The organism is Streptomyces sp. NPDC127117 (genome assembly GCF_042677325.1).
Taxonomy (GTDB): domain Bacteria; phylum Actinomycetota; class Actinomycetes; order Streptomycetales; family Streptomycetaceae; genus Streptomyces.
Genome location: NZ_JBHXTM010000018.1, coordinates 122,408 through 144,655, shown reverse-complemented (window position 1 = coordinate 144,655; position 22,248 = coordinate 122,408). Strand labels below are relative to the sequence as shown.

18 protein-coding genes and 1 tRNA gene are annotated in these 22,248 nt (G+C 71.7%); 16 read left to right on the top strand and 3 right to left on the bottom strand.

Translation table 11 applies throughout. From position 1 onward, the window contains the following. Positions 1 to 111 precede the first annotated feature (111 nt). The 14 genes from ACFVH0_RS18245 to ACFVH0_RS18180 all read left to right on the top strand — a co-directional run bounded on the left by ACFVH0_RS18245 (position 112) and on the right by ACFVH0_RS18180 (position 14,710). On the top strand, positions 112 to 1,227 hold the full coding sequence (locus ACFVH0_RS18245) for an ROK family protein (RefSeq protein ID WP_385821304.1): 1,116 nt from the start codon (positions 112 to 114) through the stop codon (positions 1,225 to 1,227). 224 nt (positions 1,228 to 1,451) lie between these two features. After that, positions 1,452 to 2,711: a hypothetical protein gene (locus tag ACFVH0_RS18240; RefSeq protein ID WP_385821303.1), complete on the top strand. Its 1,260-nt coding sequence runs from the start codon at positions 1,452 to 1,454 to the stop codon at positions 2,709 to 2,711. Positions 2,712 to 2,901: 190 nt separating this feature from the next. Further along, complete coding sequence (locus tag ACFVH0_RS18235) at positions 2,902 to 3,672, top strand: GntR family transcriptional regulator (RefSeq protein ID WP_385821301.1); 771 nt, start codon at positions 2,902 to 2,904, stop codon at positions 3,670 to 3,672. Between the two features lie 134 nt (positions 3,673 to 3,806). Continuing rightward, positions 3,807 to 4,931, top strand: coding sequence for a TIGR03364 family FAD-dependent oxidoreductase (locus ACFVH0_RS18230; RefSeq protein ID WP_385821299.1), 1,125 nt, complete (start codon positions 3,807 to 3,809; stop codon positions 4,929 to 4,931). Continuing rightward, positions 4,928 to 5,635, top strand: a complete 708-nt coding sequence (locus ACFVH0_RS18225; protein ID WP_385821297.1) for a phosphonatase-like hydrolase — start codon at positions 4,928 to 4,930, stop codon at positions 5,633 to 5,635. Before ACFVH0_RS18230 ends, ACFVH0_RS18225 begins: the two co-directional genes overlap by 4 nt. Continuing rightward, a complete protein-coding gene (locus ACFVH0_RS18220) occupies positions 5,632 to 6,732 on the top strand; it encodes an ABC transporter ATP-binding protein (protein ID WP_385821295.1) in 1,101 nt (366 codons plus the stop codon). Before ACFVH0_RS18225 ends, ACFVH0_RS18220 begins: the two co-directional genes overlap by 4 nt. Continuing rightward, positions 6,725 to 7,675 (top strand): 2-aminoethylphosphonate ABC transporter permease subunit, encoded by a 951-nt coding sequence (locus tag ACFVH0_RS18215; RefSeq protein ID WP_385821293.1) that lies wholly within the window; start codon positions 6,725 to 6,727, stop codon positions 7,673 to 7,675. Before ACFVH0_RS18220 ends, ACFVH0_RS18215 begins: the two co-directional genes overlap by 8 nt. Continuing rightward, positions 7,662 to 8,459 carry an ABC transporter permease gene (locus ACFVH0_RS18210; protein ID WP_385821290.1) on the top strand — a complete coding sequence of 266 codons (798 nt, stop codon included), beginning with the start codon at positions 7,662 to 7,664 and terminating at the stop codon, positions 8,457 to 8,459. The genes ACFVH0_RS18215 and ACFVH0_RS18210 overlap by 14 nt, the downstream gene beginning before the upstream one ends. Positions 8,460 to 8,524: 65 nt before the next feature. Further along, on the top strand, positions 8,525 to 9,586 hold the full coding sequence (locus tag ACFVH0_RS18205) for a 2-aminoethylphosphonate ABC transporter substrate-binding protein (protein WP_385821288.1): 1,062 nt from the start codon (positions 8,525 to 8,527) through the stop codon (positions 9,584 to 9,586). Between the two features lie 152 nt (positions 9,587 to 9,738). Beyond that, positions 9,739 to 11,220: an alkaline phosphatase family protein gene (locus ACFVH0_RS18200; RefSeq protein ID WP_385821326.1), complete on the top strand. Its 1,482-nt coding sequence runs from the start codon at positions 9,739 to 9,741 to the stop codon at positions 11,218 to 11,220. Between the two features lie 110 nt (positions 11,221 to 11,330). Next, complete coding sequence (locus tag ACFVH0_RS18195) at positions 11,331 to 12,119, top strand: HAD-IIA family hydrolase (RefSeq protein WP_124723355.1); 789 nt, start codon at positions 11,331 to 11,333, stop codon at positions 12,117 to 12,119. Positions 12,120 to 12,246: 127 nt separating this feature from the next. After that, positions 12,247 to 12,813 (top strand): hypothetical protein, encoded by a 567-nt coding sequence (locus tag ACFVH0_RS18190; RefSeq protein WP_385821286.1) that lies wholly within the window; start codon positions 12,247 to 12,249, stop codon positions 12,811 to 12,813. A gap of 1 nt (position 12,814) precedes the next feature. After that, positions 12,815 to 13,495, top strand: coding sequence for a class F sortase (locus ACFVH0_RS18185; RefSeq protein WP_385821284.1), 681 nt, complete (start codon positions 12,815 to 12,817; stop codon positions 13,493 to 13,495). A 147-nt stretch (positions 13,496 to 13,642) separates the two neighbouring features. Beyond that, positions 13,643 to 14,710: a glycoside hydrolase family 6 protein gene (locus ACFVH0_RS18180; RefSeq protein WP_385821282.1), complete on the top strand. Its 1,068-nt coding sequence runs from the start codon at positions 13,643 to 13,645 to the stop codon at positions 14,708 to 14,710. 52 nt (positions 14,711 to 14,762) lie between these two features. Here the strand turns inward: ACFVH0_RS18180 and ACFVH0_RS18175 are convergent, their stop codons facing one another. The 3 genes from ACFVH0_RS18175 to ACFVH0_RS18165 all read right to left on the bottom strand — a co-directional run bounded on the left by ACFVH0_RS18175 (position 14,763) and on the right by ACFVH0_RS18165 (position 19,148). After that, positions 14,763 to 16,697, bottom strand: a complete 1,935-nt coding sequence (locus ACFVH0_RS18175) for a galactose oxidase-like domain-containing protein (protein WP_385821280.1) — start codon at positions 16,695 to 16,697, stop codon at positions 14,763 to 14,765. Further along, positions 16,694 to 18,499, bottom strand: a complete 1,806-nt coding sequence (locus tag ACFVH0_RS18170) for a glycosyltransferase family 2 protein (RefSeq protein ID WP_385821278.1) — start codon at positions 18,497 to 18,499, stop codon at positions 16,694 to 16,696. The genes ACFVH0_RS18175 and ACFVH0_RS18170 overlap by 4 nt, the downstream gene beginning before the upstream one ends. A gap of 575 nt (positions 18,500 to 19,074) precedes the next feature. Next, a tRNA-Lys gene (locus ACFVH0_RS18165) sits at positions 19,075 to 19,148 on the bottom strand. Between the two features lie 184 nt (positions 19,149 to 19,332). Here ACFVH0_RS18165 and ACFVH0_RS18160 point away from each other — a divergent pair. Both ACFVH0_RS18160 and ACFVH0_RS18155 read left to right on the top strand, forming a co-directional pair. Continuing rightward, on the top strand, positions 19,333 to 20,670 hold the full coding sequence (locus tag ACFVH0_RS18160; protein ID WP_385821276.1) for a peptidoglycan-binding protein: 1,338 nt from the start codon (positions 19,333 to 19,335) through the stop codon (positions 20,668 to 20,670). A gap of 25 nt (positions 20,671 to 20,695) precedes the next feature. Then, positions 20,696 to 22,237: an SPFH domain-containing protein gene (locus ACFVH0_RS18155; RefSeq protein ID WP_385821274.1), complete on the top strand. Its 1,542-nt coding sequence runs from the start codon at positions 20,696 to 20,698 to the stop codon at positions 22,235 to 22,237. Positions 22,238 to 22,248: the final 11 nt, after the last annotated feature.

Here is a 22,248-nt window from a genome sequence, read left to right as displayed (position 1 = left end):
CGGACGGTGCGGGCGTCTCGTGGGTCGCGTTGCCAGTCGTGTCTGCACCAGTCATGCCTGCCACTTAAGCAACGCTGTTGCCATAGTGCAAGCGACAGCGACAATGGTGTGGTGAACAGGAGCAACAGCGGCGCCAACCTGCCGGCGCTGCGCAGCCACAACGCGGCGCTGGTGCTGGATCTGCTGAGGGCGGCGGGCGAGTGCGGCATCAGCAGGCTCGAACTCGCCGAGCGTACGGGGCTCACGCCACAGGCCGTCAGCAAGATCACCGCCCGGCTGCGGGCGGAGGGCCTGGCGGCCGGGGCGGGCCACCGGGCCTCCACCGGGGGCAAGCCGCGCACCGTGCTGCGGCTGGTGCCGGACGCCGGGTACGCGGTCGGCCTGCACCTGGACCGCGACGAGCTGACGGTGGTGCTCGTCGACCTGTCCGGCGCGGTCGCCGCGAGCCGCACCGCCCCGCTGGACCTCGGCGCCCCGGCGGACGAGGTCCTCGCGGCGGCGACGGAGGCGGTGACAGCGGTACGGGCCGGGGCGCCGGGGCCGGGGGACCGGCAGGTGCTCGGGGTGGGCGTCGCGGTCCCCGGTCCGCTCGACCACCGCGGCGGGGTGCTGCACCGCGTCACCGGGTTTCCGCAGTGGGACGGCTATCCGTTGCGGGACGCGCTCGCGGTACGGACCGGGCTGCCCGTCGTCGTCGACAAGGACACCAACGCCGCCGCCCTCGGGCTCGCCCTGCGGGCGGCGGGCGGCGGCGACTTCGCGTATCTGCACCTGGGGACCGGGCTCGGCGCCGGGCTGGTCCTCGGCGGGGCGCTGCACCGCGGGGCCCGGACCGCGGCCGGTGAGTTCGGCCACCAGACCGTCCAGCTGGACGGCCCGGTCTGCGGCTGCGGGGGGCGCGGCTGCATCGAGGCGCTCTGCCTCGCCGCCGTCGCCCGGGGGGACGTCGCGGAGGCGGCCCGGGTGCTGGGGACCGGCGCCGCCAACCTGGTCGGGCTGCTCGACATCGACCGGGTGGTGCTCGGCGGCCGTACGGTGGCCGCCGATCCCGAGGCATACGTACGGGGCGTCCGGGCCGTGATCGACGAGCGCGCAGGGCTGGGCGGCATCGATGCCCCGGTACCGGTGACCGCCGCCGGAGGAGGCGACCGACCGGTCGCCGAAGGAGCCGCCCAACTGATCCTGGCACCCCTCTTCGGGCGGGCCGGTGGCACGTACGGGGCTTGAGCGAGGCCCGGACCGAGGCGGCGGCGTGGGGTGCGGGGTTCCCGGGGCCGGGCTTCCCGGGGCTGGGCCGATCGGGGGGATTGTGGGGGCCGGTCGGGCGGGGCCCCGGCATGTCGGGGCCGGGTACCTCGCGCGTGCGTGGCAGCGTCGCGGCCCAGAACCGGTGAACTCCGGCGCACGGGGTGAGCCGACCGTTTCGCGACCAGCGAAGGATGATCCCCCAGATGCCCCCCACACCGCCCCCGGCCGGGCCGCCTTCCGGGGCCGCCGCACCGGCCGGCCCGGCGCCCGGCCGCGTACCGGGTTCGACGCCCGGCCGGATCGCCGACTCCATCCCCAGCACCAGTCCCACCTCCATCCCCCTGACCACGGCCGCGTCCATCCAGGTGTTCACCGCCCCAGCGCGGCTTTCCTCGCCCTCGCCCCCGCCGTCCCCCGGGCGCACCCGGCACGGATTCGCGCTCGGGCTGGCCGCGGCGAGCGTCGTCCCCGCCGTCGTGCTCGGCGGCACATCCGTCCTGCCGGCCTCCGCCGCCTCGGCGACCCCGGTCTCCTCGCCCGGCTCCACCACCGCCGACCAGCAGCCCGCCTGTGGTGACCCGGTGGCGAAGGACTTCCCGATCAGCACCCGCATCCGCGGTGGTCCGGACACGTACGCGTCCGGCGGCGGCTACGGAACCTGGTTCCTGGAGCTGACCAACACCACGACCGCGTCGTGCCGGGCCATCCACCCCGTTCTCGTCCTCACCGACGAGGACCGCAAGCTCACCTCCGACCAGATCCAGCTGAAGTTCTCCGAGCAGGCCCGCCCCGGCACCGAGCACCGCGTCACCTGGGAGACCACCGACCAGGACGAGCACATCGGCGTCTTCGGCGGCACGGGCGGCGACTCCTTCGACGGCTTCACCGTCCCCGCGGGCCACACCGTCACCGTCCAGGTCCGGATGGCGTTCACCTCCGACACCCGCCCCGGCCGGATCACCGCCAACGCCGCCATCGTCCAGCGGCAGCGCGCGGGCGGCACGGCCGGCAAGCCGGGCAAGGACGACGGGGCCTGGGTCGGCGAGTCCGAGGACTACCCCTTCACCATCGTCGAGGGCAGCGACGCCGACGACACGGGTGACACGGGTGACACGGGTGACACGGGTGAGACCGGTGAGATCGGCGAGGTCGGTGAGACCGGTGAGATCGGCGAGGTCGGTGAGACCGGTGAGACCGGCGAGACGGGCGAGATCGGCGGCACCGGAGAGACCCCGACCCCGCGCGAAACCCGGCCGGACGCGACCCGGCCCGGCACCGACGACACCACCGGCCCCCGGCCGCCCGCCGAGCCCGGCCGGACCCCGGCGGAGAGCGGCCGCCCGGAGCTGGCCGCGACCGGCGCGGGCAGCCTCCCGTCGGCCGGCCTCACCGTCACCGGGCTACTGATCGGCGGCGGCGCGATGGTGGTCCGGGCCCGGCACCTGCGCCGCGCCCACCCCTGAACCACCCCGGCGCACTCCCGAGCCACCCCCGGTCCGTCCCCGAGCCCCCGGCGCACTCCCGAGCCGCCCCGAGCCACTCCCGAGCCACCCCCCCCGAACCACCCCCGGTCCGTCCCCGAACCACCCCCGGTCCACCCCTCCCGCGCCCGGATGTTCACAGATGTTCATGTCCGTCTGCCACCATCGGGCCGTGGACTACCCGTACGACCAGGCACCTGGCGCACCCATCCGCTCCGGAATCCCGGAGCACGGCCGTATTCCCAAGTACTACGCGGTCAAGGCTCATGTCTCCTCCCTCATAGCCGAGTTGGGCGAGGGCGGCATGCTGCCCACCGAACGCGATCTGGCCGAGCGCTACGAGGTCTCGCGCGAGACGGTGCGCCAGGCGCTGCGGGAACTCCTGCTGGAGGGGCGGCTCGCCCGCCAGGGGCGCGGCACCGTCGTCGCGGGCCCCAAGCTGGAGCAGCCGCTCTCGCTGGCGAGTTACACCGAGGGCGTACGCCGTCAGGGCCGCACGCCGGGCCGTCACCTCATCGGGCTGGAGCGGTTCCCCTGCCCCGAGGCGCTCGCCGCCGACATCGGGGTGGAGCGCGGCGAGCCGGTCTGGCACCTGGAACGGGTGCTGCTCGCCGACGACGACCGGGTCGGCCTTGAGAGCACGTACGTCTCCGTCGCCCGTCTGCCCGACCTGGACACGGACTTCGAGCCCGACTCGTCCTTCTACGCCTACCTCCGCGACCGGCTCGGGATCCCCTTCGGCGATGCCGACGAGCGGATCGAGACGGTGCTCGCGACACCGCGCGAGGCGCTGCTCATCGGTACACCGCCCGCACTGCCCATGCTGTTGATCCACCGGATCTCTCGCGACACCGCCGGGAAGCCGCTGGAACGCGTACGGACCCTCTACCGCGGCGACAGGTTCTCCTTCACCGCGCACCTGGGCCCGCAGGACGGCTGCTGAACGACCGCGACCCGTCGATCGACTCGTCAAAATAACGGAAACGTAACGGGTCTAGGCCAAGCTTGGGGCCCAGTTCACCCTCCCGTTGCCGTACGGCTCGATGCGGGTCACTCGTCCCGAGGAGCGTAGCCGCCGTGAGAGTCATCGTCGTAGGAGCCGGCGTGGTGGGAACCATGCACGCCTGGCACGCAGTGAACCGCGGCCACGAGGTCGTACAGATCGAGCGCGAGAGTGAGGCGCGCGGAGCATCGCTCCGCAACTTCGGACAGATATGGGTCAGCGGACGGGCCGGCGGCGAGGAGCTGGAGACCGCGCTGCGCGCCCGTGAGCTCTGGGAGGGCATCGGGGCACAGGTCCCGGACCTCGGCTTCCGGGCCTGCGGCTCGCTCACCCCGCTCCGCACCGAGCTGGAGACCGCCGTCGCCGAGGCGGCCGTCGCCCGGCCCGACGCGGCGGCCCGCGGCTACAAGCTGCTCACGGCCGACGAGGCGAGGGCGGTCAACCCCGCGCTGCGCGGGGACTTCACCGCCGCCCTGTGGTGCGAGCGGGACGCCGCGGTCGAGCCGCGCACCGCACAGCTCGCGCTGAAGCGCGAGCTGCTGAGGTCGGGCCGGTACACCTTCCTCGGCGGCCGAGAGGTCCGCGAGGTGGTGGGCACCGCCTCCGTCCGCGACGACCACGGCGACGTGCACACCGGTGACGCCGTGATCCTGGCCACCGGTGCCTGGCTCGGCGGCCTCGTCCGCGAACTGGCCGGCCCCGATCTCCCCGTCCGCCGCGTCCGCCTCCAGATGATGCAGACCGACCCGCTCGGCGAGCCGCTCACCACCTCCGTCGCCGACGCGGACAGCTTCCGCTACTACCCGGCGTACCGGAGCGAGGCGCTGGACGCGCTCAACGCCGAGCAGGCGCAGGCACCCACCGCGGCGGCGCACCGGATGCAGCTGCTGATGGTGCAGCGCCGGGACGGCGGACTGACCATCGGCGACACCCACGAGTACGAGCACCCCTTCTCGTTCGACACCGTCGAGGAGCCGTACGAGCACCTCACCGGGGTCGTCGAGTCCTTCCTCGGCCGCCCGCTGCCGAGGATCCGGCACCGCTGGGCCGGGGTCTACGCCCAGTGCACCGACACCAGCCGGGTCGTCCACCGCCAGCAGGTGCGGGACGGCGTCTGGCTGGTCACCGGACCGGGCGGCCGGGGCATGACCTGCTCGCCCGCCATCGCCGAAACGACCGCCAACGAACTGGGCTGGTGAAGAAGTTGAGCAACACCGAGAAGCTGAACCTGATCGTCCTCGACATGGCCGGCACCACCGTCGCCGACGGCGGCCTCGTCGAGCAGGCGTTCTCCGCCGCCGCCGGACGCCTCGGCGTCGAGCCCGGCTCCGCCGATCACGCCGAGAAGCTCGACTACGTCCGCGCCACCATGGGCGAGTCGAAGATCTCCGTCTTCCGGCACCTCTTCGGCGACGAGGACCGGGCCCAGCTGGCCAACACCGCCTTCGAGGAGGCGTACGGCGAACTGGTCGACGGCGGCCGCATCGCGCCGATCCCCGGTGCCCGCGAGGCCATCGAGCGGCTCAAGGGCGAGGGCAGGACCGTGGTCCTGTCCACCGGCTTCGCCCGCACCACCCAGGACGCCATCCTGGCCGCGCTCGGCTGGCAGGACCTGGTCGCCCTGACCCTCTGCCCGGCCGACGCGGGCGGCCGAGGCCGCCCCTACCCGGACATGGTCCTCGCCGCCTTCCTGCGCACCGGCGCCGTCGACGGCGTCCAGCGGATCGTCGTCGCGGGCGACACCTCGTACGACATGCTCAGCGGGGTGCGCTCCGGGGCCGGGATCGTCGCCGGGGTGCTCACCGGCGCCCACGACAAGGACCGGCTGACCCGCAACGGCGCCACGCACGTGCTCGGCTCGGTCGCCGAGCTCCCGGAACTGATCGCGCGGGCCGAGGCATGACGGGCGGAGAGCGGTCCGTCCGCAGCGGAATCAGGTTCGACCGGGTCAGCGTCGCGTACGGCGGGAACACCGTGCTCGACCGGCTCGACCTGACCGTCGAGCCCGGCGAGGTCATGGCGCTGCTCGGCCCCTCCGGGTCCGGCAAGACCACCGCCCTGCGCGCCGTCGCCGGATTCGTCCAGCCCGTATCGGGCCGGGTCCACCTCGGTGACCGTGACGTCACCGGGCTGCCGCCGCACAAGCGCGGGATCGGCATGGTCGTCCAGCAGTACGCCCTCTTCCCGCACATGCGGGTCCAGGACAACGTCGCCTTCGGGCTCAAGGCCCGCAAGACCGCCAAGGCCGAGATCCCCGAACGGGTCGCCGAGGCCCTGGAAATGGTCGGCATGGCCGCCTACGCCAAGCGCTACCCGCGCGAGCTCTCCGGCGGCCAGCAGCAGCGCGTCGCCATCGCCCGCGCGCTCGCCATCCGGCCCGGCGTCCTGCTGCTCGACGAACCGCTCTCCGCCCTCGACGCCCAGCTCCGCTCCGGCATGCTCGCCGAACTGGCGCGACTGCACCGGGAGTTGCCGGACGTCTCCATCCTGTACGTCACCCACGACCAGGTCGAGGCGCTCACCCTCGCCGACCGGATCGCGGTCATGGACAAGGCCCGGCTGCAGGACTGCGGCACCCCGCAGGACCTGTACCGCCGCCCGCGCACCGAGTTCACCGCGTCATTCGTCGGCAACGCGAACCTGCTGCCGGTCACCGTCACCGAAGGCGCCGACTCCGTCGACTTCGCCGGCCGCGCACTCGACGTACCGACCGGCGACGTCACCCGGGGCGCCACCGCAACCCTCTGCGTCCGGCCCCATCTGGTCGGGCTCGGCGACGGCCCCAACGCGCTCAGCGGCACCATCGCCGAGGTCCAGTGGCGTGGCTCCACCCACCGGCTCTACGTCGACGTCGACGGGCACCGGGTCAAGGCCGACCTGAAGGAGCTGCGCGAGACACCGGCACTCGGCGACCGGGTCACGCTGCACTTCGCGGCCGAGGACGCGGTGCTGCTGCCCGTGGGCACGGCACCCGGAGCCGGGGGAGGGACCGATGGCTAGCGCCGCGCACCCCGTCACCCCGGGCATCGACACCGTGAAGGCCCCGCGCCCACGCACCGGCGAGCGGGAACCGGACCGGTCCGGGGCGGTGCCCCCGAAGGCCGGTCCGCAGGACCCGGCCCGCCGCGTACCCCGCTTCGTCTGGGCGCTGCCGCCCGTCGCCGTCCTCGCCCTCGTCTTCCTCTACCCGCTGGCCCTCGTCGTCCAGCAGTCCGTCAGCCCGGACGAGGGCGGCACCTCGATCGCCCCGTACGGCGACGTGTTCGCCTCCGAATCGTTCCGCTCGGCGCTGACCACCACCGTCTGGCTGGCGGTCGGCTCCACGGTCGGATGCCTGGTGCTGGGCTTCGTCCTGGCCATGATCATCGCGTTCGTGCCGTTCCCCGGCGGCAGGGCGGTCGCCAAGTTCATCGACGTCTTCCTCTCCTTCCCGTCGTTCCTGATCACGCTCGCCCTGCTGTTCATCTACGGCAATGTCGGCATGGCCAACGGCGTCTGGACGGACATCACCGGCGCGGCCGCCGGCCCCTTCGACTTCCTCACCACCCCATGGGGCGTGCTGCTCGCGGAGATCACCTACTTCACCCCGTTCGTGATGCGCCCGCTGCTCGCCGCGTTCTCGCAGCTCGACAGCGCACAGCTGGAAGTGGCGTCCTCGCTGGGCGCGAAGCCGGCCCGGATCGTGCGGCAGGTGATCCTCCCCGAGGCGCTCCCCGCGCTCGCCGCGGGCGGCAGCCTCGTCCTGGTGATGTGTCTCAACGAGTTCGGCATCGTGCTGTTCACCGGCGCGAAGGGGGTCACGACCCTGCCGATGCTCGTCTACAGCAAGGCGATCCTGGAGTCCGACTACCCGGCGGCCTGTGTCGTCGCCGTGGCGAACATCGCGATCTCCGTCGGTCTCTACAGCCTGTATCGGATGGTGAGCCGCCGTGTTGGTGCATAGCCGTACCGGGAAATGGGCCACCTGGTCCGTGTTCTTCGTGCTCTTCGTCCCGCTGTTCGCGCTGCCGCTGCTGGTCATCCTCGCCGCGTCGTTCACCACCAACTGGTCCGGTGCCTTCCCCTCCGGGCCGACCACCGAGCACTACGTGGCGGCGACCGGCGGCGACTCCCTCCAGGCGCTGACCACCAGCCTGATCACGGCCGTCAGCGCCAGCCTGCTCGCCCTGACCATCGGTTCCTGGGCCGCGCTCGCCGCCGCCTCGATGCGCAGGCGGGGCAGGCGGTTCCTCGACGCGCTGTTCATGCTGCCGGTCGCCGTGCCGTCCGTCGTGGTGGGCCTCGCCGTGCTCGTCGCGTTCAGCAAACCGCCGATGCTGCTGAACGGGACGCGCTGGATCGTGATCCTGGCGCACACCATTCTTGTCACGGCGTTCGCCTATTCGTCGGTTTCGGCAGCAATAGTGCGTCTCGACCCGATGTACGAACAGGCGGCGGCCAGTCTGGGCGCCCGCCCCGGTTACGTCCTGTGGCGCATCAAGCTGCCGCTCCTGCTGCCGTCCCTCACGGCGGCCGCAGGGCTCTGCTTCGCGCTGTCCATGGGCGAGTTGAGCGCCACGATGATGCTCTACCCGCCGGACTGGACACCGCTCCCGGTGCAGATCTTCGCGGCCACCGACCGTGGCTCGCTCTTCACCGGAGCGGCCGTCGCCGTGGTCCTGATGGGAACGACGCTGCTGGTACTGCTCGGCGTCTCCCGGATCCGCACCAGGGCCTCGTACCGCTGATCCGCCGACACCCCCGTACTGACCTCCGGCCGGCTTCCGGCCGATATCCAGGAGATACGACTGCCATGCGCAAGAACCGCCTCAAGCCCATAGCCGCCGTCACCGGCTGCCTCGCCCTCGCCGCCACCCTCTCCGCCTGCGGCGGCTCCTCGGCCGCCTCCGACGAGAAGGCCGTCACCGTCTACAGCGCCGACGGCCTCAAGGGCGAGAACGGCGACGGCTGGTACGACAAGGTGTTCAAGGACTTCGAGAAGAAGACCGGCATCAAGGTCAAGTACGTGGAGGGCGGCTCCGGCGAGATGGTGCAGCGCGCCGTCCGCGAGAAGTCCAACACCCAGGCCGACGTCCTGGTCACCCTGCCGCCGTTCATCCAGCAGGCCGACAGCAAGGGCCTCCTCGCCGCGTACGCGCCGGCCGGCTCCGACAAGGTCGACGGCGCCGACAAGGCCGCCGACTCCAAGTGGACCTCGGTCGTCAACAACTACTTTGGCTTCATCTACAACAAGAAGGAGCTGAAGTCGGCGCCCGCCACCTGGGAGCAGCTGCTCGGCGGAAAGTTCAAGAACAAGATCCAGTACTCCACCCCCGGAGTCGCCGGTGACGGCACGGCCGTGCTCATCAAGGCCATGCACGACTTCGGCGGCAAGGAGCCGGCGATGGCGTACCTGAAGAAGCTCCAGGCCAACAACGTCGGCCCGTCCGCCTCCACCGGCAAGCTGGCCCCCAAGGTCGACAAGGGCGAGCTGCTCGCCGCCAACGGCGACGTCCAGATGAACTTCGCGCAGTCCAAGGACATGCCGAACCTCGGCATCTGGTTCCCCGCGAAGCAGGGCGGCAAGTCCACCACCTTCGCACTGCCGTACGCGGCCGGCCTGGTCGACAAGGCCCCGCACACCGCCAACGGCAAGAAGCTGCTCGACTTCATGCTCTCCGAGCAGGCCCAGAAGGACGTCAGCGCGGTCGGCGGCGGCTTCTCCGCCCGCAAGGACGTCGAGGCCACCGACGCCAACGCCATCGAGCTGGCCAAGCTGATGGACGGTGTGGAGGTCTTCGAGCCCGACTGGTCGGACATCGGCACCAACCTGGACAGCTACGTCGAAGCCTGGAAGTCGGCCACCGGCAGCTGACCGTTGCCCGACGATTCACGGCAGGGGTATGGACCTCCGACGGATCATCGCGAAAGGATAACGGGTCTAGTCCCACGTTCAACTCCCCGTCCCAGGCCGGGGAGTTGAACGTGTGCCCCCACGCCTCGACGGAGGACCCCGTGACCACAGGCATGTCCCGCCGCACTCTCCTCATGAGCGCGGCCGCCCTCGCCGCCGCAGGACCGCTCGCCACCGCCACCGCGCGGGCCGCGGCCCGTACCCCGAAGGTCCTGGTCATCGGCCTGGACGGCGCCCTGCTGAACAGGATCAAGGACGCGGACGCCCCGAATCTCGACGCCCTGATGGCCACCGGACTCACCTCGGTCAGCCCGCTCTACGCCAACCCGATGGCACCCACGCTGTCCGGCCCCGGCTGGTCCACGATCATCACCGGCGTCTGGCCCGACAAGCACCGCGTCAAGGACAACGCCTTCACCGGCAACGCCTTCGCGCAGTACCCCGACTTCCTCACCCGGATCGAGACCGCGAAGCCGGGCCTGTCGACGTACGCGGTCGCCTCCTGGAACCCCGTCACCGACACGATCTTCTCCCCGAAGGTCGACACCCGGGTCTCCACCCCGGACGCCGAGTACGACACCGGCACCACGAGCAGGGCCGTCGCCGAACTGTCCGGCGGCAACCGGGACGCGGTCTTCGTCCACCTCGACAACGTCGACCACGCCGGCCACAGCCACGGCGCCGCGAGCAAGCAGTACCTGGACGCGATCCACGGCGTGGACGCCCAGGTCGGCCAGCTGGTCGCGGCGGTACGGGGCCGCGCCACCCACGGCTCCGAGGACTGGCTCATCATGATCACCGCCGACCACGGGCACACCGACGCGGGCGGCCACGGCGGCTCCAGCGCGGCCGAACGGCAGACCTTCCTCATCGCGAGCGGCGGCTCCGCCACCCCCGGCTCCACCCGGTACGACATCAAGATGCCGGACGTCGCCGCCTCCGCCCTCGCCCACCTCGGCATAGCCGTCGACCCGGCCTGGGGTCTGGACGGCCGGCCGTTCCAGCAGCCCGTCCCCGACGCCTTCGACGCGCTGCGCCCGCAGCTGGCGACCCGCGTCGACGAGACGGGCATCGGCGCGGCCGTGCTCGGCTTCACCCACACCCCGCCCGCCGGGTGGTCCGTCGACAACAGCGCGATGGGCACCGGCGGAGTCACCGAATGGCGCGGCTGGACCTTCACCACCGACGAGTTCTGGACCTCCGCCGAGCGCGACCAGTGGCGCGAGAACAACGTCCGGGCCCGGAACGTCTTCGCGGTCGCCGACGGCGACGAATGGGTCGACAAGAGCTTCACCGGCACCTTCGACTCCACCCTGATCAGCCCGGCCCGGCCGGTCACCGGCGGCCGCACCGCCACCCTCGCCTACACCACCCACTACCGCCAGGAAGCCCCGCAGAAGGGCGAGGTGCTCATCTCCTACGACGGAGGCACCCCGGCCGTCGTGAAGACGTACACCTCCGACACCGTCTCGAAGGCCGAATCGCTCACCCTCCAGGTCCCGGCCGGGGCCACCACCGCGCAGGTCCACTTCCGGTACACCGGCGGCAACAACTGGTTCTGGGCGGTCGACGGAGTGACACTCACGTCGTCATGATCCGGCCGTTCCGGCACGTCGAACGAACGGCCTAAAATCGGGGGCGTCGGCGCTGCACAACGCGGTGCCGCCGGCGTCCCCGCACACGGCGTACGGCAGGAGTCCCACACATGGCAGAGCGCAAGCCGATCTCGTCCTGGCTCACCGACATGGACGGAGTCCTGATCCACGAGGGGACGCCGATCCCCGGAGCCGATGCCTTCATCAAGCGGTTGCGTGACTCGGGGCTGCCCTTCCTGGTCCTCACCAACAACTCCATCTACACCGCCCGCGACCTGCACGCCAGGCTGAACCGCATGGGCCTGGACGTGCCGGTGGAGAACATCTGGACCTCCGCCCTGGCCACCGCCCAGTTCCTGGACGACCAGCGGCCCGGCGGCACGGCGTACGTCATCGGCGAGGCCGGCCTCACCACCGCCCTGCACGACATCGGCTATGTGCTCACCGACCACGAACCCGACTACGTGGTCCTCGGCGAGACCCGCACGTACAGCTTCGAGGCGCTCACCAAGGCGATCCGGCTGATCAACGGCGGCGCCCGCTTCATCTGCACCAACCCCGACGAGACCGGCCCGTCCGCCGAGGGCCCGCTGCCCGCCACCGGGTCCGTCGCCGCCCTGATCACCAAGGCCACCGGCAAGGCCCCGTACTTCGCGGGCAAGCCCAACCCGCTGATGATGCGCACCGGGCTCAACGCGATCGGCGCCCACTCCGAGTCCAGCGCCATGATCGGCGACCGGATGGACACCGATGTGCTGGCCGGCCTGGAGGCGGGGATGCAGACCTTCCTGGTCCTCACCGGCCTCACCACGGTCGCCGACATCGACAAGTACCCCTTCCGGCCGTCCACGGTCGTCGACTCGATCGCCGATCTGGTCGACCTCGTCGACGCGGGCTGAGCCCGGCGAGGCACGGCCCCCGGGCGGCGGGGGAGGGGCTGCGGAAGGTGTGCGCGGGCCCTTCCCCCGCGCTCCTGCGGATGCGAAAAACCTCCGGAGGCGTGAACCTGCACTGAGGAGGTTCACGATGCGTTCGACAACCCTCACGTTCTGTGCCGCCGCGGTCGTCGCGGCGACCCTGGTGCCGGCGCCCGCCGCACTGGCCGACTCCGACTCCGGGTCCGCCCCCGAGAAGGGCAACCACCCCGCCCTGACGCTGACCCCGTCCTCCGTCGCACCCGGCGGTGAGACGGATCTGCGGCTGGAGGGCTGCGGGGGCCGCGAGGCCACGGGCCAGTCGGAGGTCTTCGTCTCCGAGGCGCGCTTCTCGCCCGCCGCGGACGGGGGCCTCTTCGCCGAGGCCCGGATCAGCTCGGACGCCTCCCCGGGCGAACACGGCATCCGGATCGACTGCAAGGACGACAAGGGCGCCACCGACGCCGGTACGGTCACCGTCGTCGACCGCGGCAGGCCCAGCCCCCTCGCCCCGGTCGCCGCGGGCGGCGGCGGAACCGCCCTGCTCGTCGACCGGGAGGCCGAGCAGGACGGCCCCGGCACCGTGCACGCGGTGATCGGACTGGCCCTGGCGGCCGTCGCGGCCGTCGCCGTCGCGTTCCGCAGCGCGCGCCGCCGTCGCCGTGCGGCCTCGGACTGACATGTCCGCCCCCGCCGGCAACGAGGGGCGCGGCAGGCTGTTCGCCGGAGTGACCTGGGCCGTCCTGCTGCTCGGGCTCTGGCTCTGGGGCCGCGGCATCACCGACGGCTCCGGCGCCAGTTCCGCCCCGACCACCGGCGACATCGCCGCGGTGGGGCGCCCCCTCGGCGTACCGCTGCCGCCGCCGCACGATCCGATCGAGGGCGCGGTGCCGAAGCGGGTCGAGATCCCGTCGATCGGCATCGAGGCACCCGTGGTCGCCCGCGGCCTGGACAAGGACGGCGCGATCGAACCGCCCTCCTTCGACACGCCCCAGACCGTCGGCTGGTACGGCGACGGCACCGAGCCCGGCGCGAAGGGCCCGGCCCTGCTCGTCGGCCATGTCGACACCGAGACCAGACCGGCCGTCTTCTACGGACTGAGCGCGGCCCGCCCCGGCGCCAGGGTCGACATCACCCGCGCCGACGGAACGGTCGCCGAATTCACCATCGACGACGTCCAGGTCTTCACCCGGGCACGCTTCGACGCCGACAAGGCGTACGGCCCGCGCAAGGACGGCCGGGCGGAGCTCCGCCTGATCACCTGCGGCGGCGCCTTCGACCGCAAGACGCACTCGTACGACGCGAACGTGGTCGTCTCGGCCTACCTGACCGGCGAGAAGCCCGCGGCCGACAAGACCTGATGCCGGGCTCAACCGCCTTGGCGCACAACATTCCTGACGCAGGGTCAATAAGTGGTCACTCCCGGCTTTCGGGAGATGCGGACAGAAGCCCTGTGTCAGGATGGAACGGATGCGGCAGTGCACCGCCGCCGCACCGAGGGGGAGTGCATGCACGGCAGTCACGACGGCCGGCGGGGCGTTCGCAAGGGCAGGTGTACGGGCAGGTGTACGAGCCCGGGGCGGGCCGGCGCGGTGGCCGCGGCAGGGGCAGTGCTGCTGCTCGCGGGATGCACCTCCGACCCCGCACCCGGCCCCGGTCCTGATCCCGCTCGCGGAACCACCGGCCGGAGCCCCGCGGGCAGCGACCGGTACTGGGTCAACCCGGACGGGAACGCGGCCCGGCAGGTCGCCGCGTACACCCGGGACGGCGACGGGGCGAACGCCGCCCTGATCGAGCGGATCGCACGGCAGCCGGTCGGCGAGTGGATCGGCCCGGACACCCCCGAGGCCGAGGCGAAGGGCCTCACGGAGGCGGCCGGGAAGGCGGGCCGGGAGGCGCTGCTGGTCCTCTACAACATCCCGCACCGCGACTGCGGACAGTTCTCCAGGGGCGGCGCCGCCGACGGCAACGCGTACCGGACCTGGCTGGAGGGCGTCGCCCGGGGCATCGGCGACCGGCGCGCCACGGTGATCCTGGAGCCCGACGCGCTGCTGCACATGGTCGACGGGTGCACACCGCAGGAGTTCCACGAGGAGCGGTACGACCTGCTGAAGGGGGCGGTGGAGCGGCTCGGGCGGCAGCCCGGCGTCCGCGTCTACATGGACGCGGGCAACGCCGGCTGGCGCAGCCCCGACGCGCTCTTCCGTCCGCTGCGCCGCGCGGGTATCGGGGCGGCCGACGGGTTCGCCGTCAACGTCTCCAACTTCGAGACCACGCGGGCCAGTACGGAGTTCGGCAAGCGGCTCTCGGTGAAGGTCGGCGGCAAGCCGTTCGTCATCGACACCAGCCGCAACGGCAACGGCCCCTACCGTGGCGGTGCCCCCGGGGAGAACTGGTGCAACCCGCCCGGCCGGGCACTCGGCGAGCCGCCCACGACCGACACCGGTGACGGACTGGTCGACGCCTACCTCTGGATCAAGCGGCCCGGCGAGTCCGACGGCGACTGCGGGGGCGGCCCGAAGGCCGGTGCCTGGTGGCCCGAGTACGCCCTGGGCCTGGCCCGCGCCACGAAGTAGCCGCAGCGGGCGCGGGGCGTCCCGATGCTCCGCACCCGCCCGCCCCACGGCCCTACGGGACCTCGACCCACCTGCCCTCGGACGGCGTTCCCCGGTCGTCCGTCACGAAGAGCATGTACCAGCCCGACGGCACCATCGCCCGGTTGCCCGGCACCGTGACCGTGATCCCGCCCGCCGTCCGCCGCAGCCCCAGCGCCACCGAACGCTGATCGGTGTCCGTGACATGGGTGACCGCAGCGGGCCGGATCAGCTTCGCCGAGGTGATCGCCCGCCCCGGCGCCGTCGTGAAACCGCCCGTGCCGCCGCGCCGGAGGATCTTCGGGCCGCCCGTCAGCACGGGGCGTGAACTCCGGTACAGATAGGGCGGGGTGTAGATCTCGATGCGCTGCTCGAAGACGCCCGGCCGGGTATTCGCCCGGTCCGCGTAGAGCGGGTCCGAACCGAAGATCATGACGCGGCCGTCGGGCAGCAGCACCGACCCCGAGTGGTAGTTGCGGCCCACCGCCGGATCGGCGACCCGCCGGTACCTGTCCGTCCCCGGGTCGTACAGCCGGGCCTGGAGCACATTCGATCCGCCCCGTCCCCGGTAGTCGTTGGAACCGCCGGTGACCAGCACCGAATCGTCGGGGAGCAGCGAGGCACCGGGATAGCGGGTGCCCTCGGCCAGCGGGGCGCCGTCCCTGAACCTGGGGGCGGGGTCCTTCAGATCGACCAGCCGGGACTTCGCGCTCGACCGGTCCGACTCACCGACCCCGCCACCGCCGATGACCATGAACCTCTCGTCCTGTGCCGGGGGCAGCCGGACCGTCGCGGAGGTCTCCATCTCGTCGGCGTCGCCCAGTCCGGGGATCTTCCTGAAGCTGTTGGTCGCCAGGTCCCAGACGCCCGGGTCGCGGCCGACGTCGGCCGGGCCGTATCCGGCGTTCGAGCCGGAGTAGAACAGCTTGCCGTCGCCCAGCAGGAAGACCGCGGGGTAGGTGGGGAACCTCCGGACGATGCCGGTGTAGCGCCACTTACCGGTCCTCGGGTCGTAGATCTCGTCCTTGCCGGGAACGATCTGCCCGATCTCGTCCAGCCCGGAGAGGGCGAGCACCCGGCCGTCCTTCAGGGTGGTCAGCGTCGGGTACCAGCGCGCCTCGTTCATCGGGTCGACGGAGATGTACCTCTCCGCCACCGGATCGAACTCGAAGGATTCCCGGATGCCCTGGAAGTCCTTCTTGTCGAGGGCGATCTTCTGCGCGATCCCGTAGACGTTGCGGGCGTCGGAGCCGCTCAGGCCCGCGATCCGGTAGTTGTCCTCGGCGCCGGTCCCGTACCGCGCCCCGGACTTCTCGGCCTCCACGTAGATCCGGCCCAGACCGGCGTCGTTGCGCAGGAACGCCCCCGTCCTCCGGTCGAAGACCTTGGTGGCCCTCTCCACCAGCACCGGGTCCTTGGACACATACGTCCTGCCGTTCGCCCGGCCCGTGAACCGGGTGCCCGCGGGCAGTGTGACCGGCCGGTCCGGGTTCTCGTTGTGGACGATCATCAGCCCGCCGGCCTTGGTGACATCGCCCTTGAGCTTCTCGTACCGTCCGGTGCCACCGGCTATGAGGAGCCTGCCGTCGGGCAGCTGGGTGTGACCCGAGCAGAACATGTCGTCGGGCGTGGGGATGTTCTTGAACCCGTTGGTCCGCGGATCCCACAGCACCGAGCGGAAGCTCTTCGCGTCGAAGTTCTTCCGGTTGTTGCCGGAGCCCGCGACGAGCAGCACCTTTCCGGTGTGCAGCAGCGCGGCGTGGATGGTGTTGATCCGGTACCCGGCGGGGACGTCCAGGAAGTCCCAGTGGCCGTTGGCGGCCTTGTAGCCCGGCTTGTTGATCTTGTAGTCGTGGTAGCGCTCGGTGCTCTCGCGGTACAGCCAGGGGCCGTTCGCCCCGGAGAGCGCCAGGACCACCGCCGCACTGATCGCCATCCGGCGGGTACGCAGGCTCGGACGGAACCTCATCGCTCACGACCCTTCTCCCTGCGGACGGTGTACCGCCAGCCGGCGACGGGCGCCGCGGTGATCAGCATCGCCATGGCGGCCCAGGTGAGCATCGCCGGATGGCTGTGGCCGAGGACGAAGGAGGCGGCGATGGAGCCGCCGAAGACCAGCAGGAAGAAGAGGTGGATCCGGAAGGTGCCGAAGAGCGTGTCCGGGCTGGACGAGTCGCCCTTGGGCGTCACCACGAACGAGCTCCTGCGGCGCAGCACGGCGTCCAGCAGCGAGCGTGCGTAGACCGGGGCGGAGAGCGCGGACATCATCATGCCGGCCAGACCGCCGGAGCCCTCGGGCTCGTGCGGCGAGACGTTGTGCCGCCGGTTCCAGACGTACAGCCCGATCTGGAGCGCCGAGGCATTGCCGTACAGCATCATCCAGACGACCGGGTCGATCTGTACGCCCGAGGCGCCGATGCCCAGGAACAGGGCGCAACTCAGCGCCGCGAGGATCCAGTTCAGCGCGGACATCGGGTAGAAGATGATCATCAGCGTGTAGTTGAGGAGCTTGCCCGGCGGGAGCGAGCAGAAGCCCTTCCAGAACTGCTTGAGGATCGTCTCGTACGTCCCGCGCGACCAGCGCAGCTGCTGGGTGAAGAAGTCCGTCCACGCGGTCGGGCCCTCGCCGACGGCCAGCACGTCAGGGGTGTAGACCGAGCGCCACTTGCGGCCGGTGCGTGGATTGCGGGCGCGGTGCATCTCGAAACCGGTCGCCATGTCCTCGGTGATCGAGTCGTACAGACCGCCGATCTGCTTGAGGGCCGAGATCCGCACCGCGTTGCTGGTGCCGACGAACATCGGGGCGCCGTAGCGGTTGCCCGCGCGCTGGATCAGCGCGTGGAAGAGGAACTGCTGGGACTCGGCGGCCTTGGTGACGAAGGTGTCGTAGTTGCCGTAGACCTGCGGGCCGATGACGAAGCCGACGTCCGGGTCGCGGAAGTAGCCGAGCATCCGCTCCAGATAGTTGGGCAGCGGTACGTGGTCGGTGTCGACGGAGGCGAAGAACTCGTAGTCGCCGCCGTGCGCGTCGAGCCAGGCGTTGTAGTTGCCGTGCTTGGTCCTGGCGCGGTGCGGGCCCCGGTCGCGGTTCCAGTGCGCGACGCCCCTGCGGGAGAAGTGGTGCACCCCGAGCCGGGCGCAGACCTCCTTGACCGCCGGGTCGTCGCCCTCGTCGAGCAGCCAGACGTGCAGCAGCCCGCGGTGCCGGATGCGGACCGCGGCCTCCAGGGTCCTCGTCACCATCTCCAGGGGCTCCTTGCCCGGGACGAAGGAGGTGAGGAAGGCGACCCTGGTGCCGGTCTCCGGGACGACCGGGACCGGATCGCGCGCGACCAGCGTCGCGTGCGCGTTGGACAGGACGTTCAGCGTCCGGAAGAGCTCGATCAGCCCGATCGAGACCAGCATCACGATGTCCAGGACCAGCAGCGTGCCGTTCCTGAGGTTCGGGTCGCGCCGGGTCCAGTGGTCGGGCTGCATCAGCCAGCCGAGCAGGCCGATCGAGACGAGCGGCGCGGCACCCAGCAGGAGCGCCGCGCGGATCCTGTGCGGTTCCTGTGAGAGCAGCGAGCGGTACTGCACCCGGTACGGCAGTCCGGTGCCGGGCCCGGTCAGTGGCCCGGCGAGCCGGCTGTAGTGCTCGTAGTCGTAACGCGGCAACGGCTCCTTCGGCCGCCGACGTTGTTCCCCGGGTATCGGCTGCGCCGGTATCCGGGTCAGGGTGGTCCGGGAAAGATCGTTGTTCTGCCGGGCGCCGGTCGGCGTCGACGTCATGGGTCATCCCCCTGCACGCATGGTCGGTGCGTGGCTGATAGGTCGTCTCGGCCGCGGCGATTCCCCGTCGGCCGCCGCGGACGACATCAATGGCGGGCGGCCGTCCGCTCAGATACGGAACGGCGCCCTTCCGGCCGTCTCTGGCGCCCCCTCGACACCAGTCCCCGAGCGGGGCCCCCACCCCGCGTTGCGGACAACCGGAACTTCCCCCTCTGCAGCCCCCAACTGCACGGCTCACCGGCCTGGTTGGGGCCGGTGACCAATAGACAGGTTGTCCGACCCCGGTCCCGATCGCAAGGGTGAAACGAGTGGGTTACCAGTCATACGTACGATTTGTGGCCCCCTTGTGGAGGGGGCGTGCGGAGGCGTATGGAAACGGACTTCGCGCCACTGAGTGACCGTCCGGTGACTCTGTGACATCTGTGCGAAGACTGTGCGGCGCCTGTACGGGTAGTGGTTGAAGGTGGCGCCGTGGGCGGCGTCACGGGGTGGAAGTCCGGCGCGAGGCTTCGGTGCGGGAGGTTCGCGAACGAACAAAGCCCCCTCACGCGTAGTGAGGGGGCTTTGACTCTGCGTGCGCCGCCAGGGACTCGAACCCCGGACCCGCTGATTAAGAGTCAGCTGCTCTAACCAACTGAGCTAGCGGCGCCTGCTGACCTGGAGAACTCTACCCGAAGACGGGGGGTGCTCCTGACCATTTACCGTCCATCACGGCCTGTCGGATGGTCGTTTTTTCTGTTCTGTCCGTCAAAATGCAATATGTCAGGAGAGTTGAGACACTGGCGCCCGTGCAGATGCGCCCAAAGATCTTGACGAGTGCGGAGGGGAATCGCATGACTGTGCCGGCTTTCGAGGAGTACGTGCCCGCCATCGACTGCATCTGTGCGGGGTGCGCCGCGCAGCGGCGGACCGCCGCCAGTGCACTGCCCGTGCGGTACGGAGGACATCCGGCCGCGCACGGCACCCGCCGCGCACTGGTGCTGGTCACCGCGGCCGGCGTGGTGCTGGGCAGCGGCGCCGTCGAAACGGCGAGCGCGACGGGCGACCGGGCGGCGGAGGCGGCCGGAGCCGCCCGGGCCGACACGGACGTGGACAGCCCGCAGGGCGGCCCCGGACCACTGCGGGGCGGTGGCGCCTCGGGCCCGCCCTCGTCCACGACCACCACGCCCAAGCTGCGCAAGAGCAGCCGGGCCGACATCATCAACCGCGCGAAGAAATGGGTGTCCGCGCAGGTCCCGTACAGCATGACCAAGTATTGGCCGGACGGCTATCGGCAGGACTGCTCCGGCTTCGTCTCGATGGCCTGGAACCTGCCCGGCAACGAATGGACCGGCAGCCTCGCCGCGTTCGGCACGCGGATCGCGCGGGAGGAACTCCAGCCCGGCGACATCCTGCTCTTCCACAACCCGGCCGACCCCTCGAAGGGCTCGCACGTCACGATCTTCGGCGGCTGGACCGACTACACGCACACCCACTACACGGCGTACGAGCAGACGAAGCCGCACACCCGCAAGAAGACGACGCCCATGGCGTACTGGACCCACTCCGGCAACTACGTCGCCTACCGCTACAAGGGGCTCAGCGGCGGCAGCGCCGGCAGCGGCTCGTCGGTGACGAGGTTCCCGGGCGCCGCGAAGTTCGGCCCCGGTGCCGGTAACGCCTACGTGACCCAGCTCGGCAGGATGCTCGTGGAGCGGGGCGGCAAGCGCTTCTACAAGGTCGGCCCCGGGCCGGGCTGGGGCGAGGCCGACCGGCGGGCGACCCAGGCGTTCCAGAAGGCCCAGGGCTGGAAGGGCAAGGAAGCGGACGGCATCCCGGGCCCCGACACCTGGCGGCTCCTGGCGAACGGAACCGGCCATGACATCCCCGGCACCGGAAACGGGAGCGGGAACGGAAGCGGAACGGGCGCCGGCCACGGCGACTCGAACCCGGATTCGAAGTTCCCCGGGCGGGGCTATTTCCGGCCCGGTCAGTCCAACAGCCATGTCGACAGGCTCGGCAAGCAGTTGGTGAAGAAGGGCTTCGGCAAGCACTACACCTCGGGGCCCGGACCCCGGTGGACCGAGGCGGACCGGCGCAATGTCGAGGCATTCCAACGCGCTCAGGGCTGGCGGGGCGGAGCGGCCGACGGCTACCCCGGTCCGGAGACCTGGCGGCGACTCTTCGGGTGACACGACGGACATGACGGAGGCGGGTATGCGATCCACGGTGTCGGACAGCTCCGGAACCCCGGAGAACGGCAGGCGACGGGAGAAGGAGCGGGAACCGGCCGGGGCGGCCGGCCCGGGCGGGCCCGCCGGGGCGACGGTTCCGCGGGCCGGTGCGGGCCCGGAGCCGGGACCGGCCACCGGGCCGGACTCCGTGGTCGACCTGGTGCTGGATCTGGTCCCGGGCGAGGACCGGGATCCGGCGCTCGGCGCGACCTCGGCCTCGGTGTCGGTCCCGGCCGCGGCGACGGGCGCCGTCCCCGCCCCGGTCGTGGCCGGGAACCGCACGGACCCGGTCCCCGACGCCCCGCCCCCGCCCCGGCACCGCGTGGCCCCCGAGACCGTCTTCGACTCGCTCCCCGTCGCCGGCGGCGACGGTGCCGAACGGCCCGGTGAACCGCTGTGGGGGGCCGGGCGGCACCACGCGGTCATCGCCAACGAACGGACCGCCACCATCCCCGTGCACCTGCTCTTCCGCGAGGACGCCGAGCGCGCCGACGCCGCCGCGCTGCCCACCGGTGTGCTGCGGCGGGGGGCCGGCGGTGACCGGCCGCAGGCGGGGGTGCGTCGGCCGCCCATGCCGAGGGGGCCGCAGGTCCGGCCCTCGACCCGGCCGGCACCGGTCGGTGATCCACGGCTCACCGAGCGTCCGGGGCCCGCGCTCCCCGGCTGGCTGGCGCTGCTCGCCGGGCTGTCCGGGGTCGCCGCCTGTGGCGCGGTGCTCTGGTGGGTCGGTGCGCTGCCCGCCGCCGCGCTCGCCCGGTTCGGGATCGGCTCGCGTCCGTACGACGGCATCGGCCTCAGCGCCTGGGCGGCGCTCGCAGGGCTGGTCTCGGCGGTGCTCTTCGCGCTCGGCGGCCTGAGCCGCGGACGGGTGGGATACGCCTGGGTGCTGACGCTGTTCGGCGAGTATCGGGGGAGCGTGCGGCGGACCGGGCTGATGTGGATCAGCCCCCTGCTGCTGCGCCGCCGGGTCGACGTACGCCTGCGGCACTGGCGCAGCGAACCGCTCCCCGCCGTGGACGCCAACGGGACGGCGCTGCGCGTCGTCGTCCTCGTGGTGTGGCGGATCAAGGACACCGTGCGGGCGGCGCTCGGAGTCGCCGACCACGAGGCGTATCTGCGCGAACAGGTCGAGGCGGCGATGGCCCGGGTCCTGTCGCAACTGCCCGCCGACGCCTTCCACGAGGACACGCACACCCTGCGCAACGCCGAGGCGGTCGGCGACGCGCTGACCCGGATGCTGAAGGCGGACTGCGAGCCGGTCGGCATCGAGGTGTACTCGGCCCAGCCGACCGGGATCGAGTACGCGCCGGAGGTCGCCGCGGCGATGCAGCGCCGCCGGATCGCCGCCATCGACGCCAAGCACCGGGACAGTGTGCTGACTTCGGTGGTCGACGCGGTCGACGACACGGTCAACCGGCTGACCGCGCGGGGCCTCGTGGAGCTGGACGACTACGAACGGAAGTCCCTGGTCAAGGACTTGACGGTGGCCTTCTACACCGGACGCAACGGCGGGGAGGGGGCCTGAGGGCCCCGGAG

What these genes read in the sequence shown, in the direction of transcription:
- ACFVH0_RS18155 (WP_385821274.1), top strand. Translation starts at nt 20,696, where the DNA reads ATGCGATCCACGGTGTCGGACAGCTCCGGAACCCCGGAGAACGGCAGG.
- ACFVH0_RS18220 (WP_385821295.1), top strand. Translation starts at nt 5,632, where the DNA reads ATGACGGGCGGAGAGCGGTCCGTCCGCAGCGGAATCAGGTTCGACCGG.
- ACFVH0_RS18180 (WP_385821282.1), top strand. Translation starts at nt 13,643, where the DNA reads ATGCACGGCAGTCACGACGGCCGGCGGGGCGTTCGCAAGGGCAGGTGT.
- ACFVH0_RS18175 (WP_385821280.1), bottom strand. Translation starts at nt 16,697, where the DNA reads ATGAGGTTCCGTCCGAGCCTGCGTACCCGCCGGATGGCGATCAGTGCG.
- ACFVH0_RS18240 (WP_385821303.1), top strand. Translation starts at nt 1,452, where the DNA reads ATGCCCCCCACACCGCCCCCGGCCGGGCCGCCTTCCGGGGCCGCCGCA.
- ACFVH0_RS18200 (WP_385821326.1), top strand. Translation starts at nt 9,739, where the DNA reads ATGTCCCGCCGCACTCTCCTCATGAGCGCGGCCGCCCTCGCCGCCGCA.
- ACFVH0_RS18170 (WP_385821278.1), bottom strand. Translation starts at nt 18,499, where the DNA reads ATGACGTCGACGCCGACCGGCGCCCGGCAGAACAACGATCTTTCCCGG.
- ACFVH0_RS18195 (WP_124723355.1), top strand. Translation starts at nt 11,331, where the DNA reads ATGGCAGAGCGCAAGCCGATCTCGTCCTGGCTCACCGACATGGACGGA.
- ACFVH0_RS18205 (WP_385821288.1), top strand. Translation starts at nt 8,525, where the DNA reads ATGCGCAAGAACCGCCTCAAGCCCATAGCCGCCGTCACCGGCTGCCTC.
- ACFVH0_RS18160 (WP_385821276.1), top strand. Translation starts at nt 19,333, where the DNA reads ATGACTGTGCCGGCTTTCGAGGAGTACGTGCCCGCCATCGACTGCATC.
- ACFVH0_RS18190 (WP_385821286.1), top strand. Translation starts at nt 12,247, where the DNA reads ATGCGTTCGACAACCCTCACGTTCTGTGCCGCCGCGGTCGTCGCGGCG.
- ACFVH0_RS18185 (WP_385821284.1), top strand. Translation starts at nt 12,815, where the DNA reads ATGTCCGCCCCCGCCGGCAACGAGGGGCGCGGCAGGCTGTTCGCCGGA.
- ACFVH0_RS18215 (WP_385821293.1), top strand. Translation starts at nt 6,725, where the DNA reads ATGGCTAGCGCCGCGCACCCCGTCACCCCGGGCATCGACACCGTGAAG.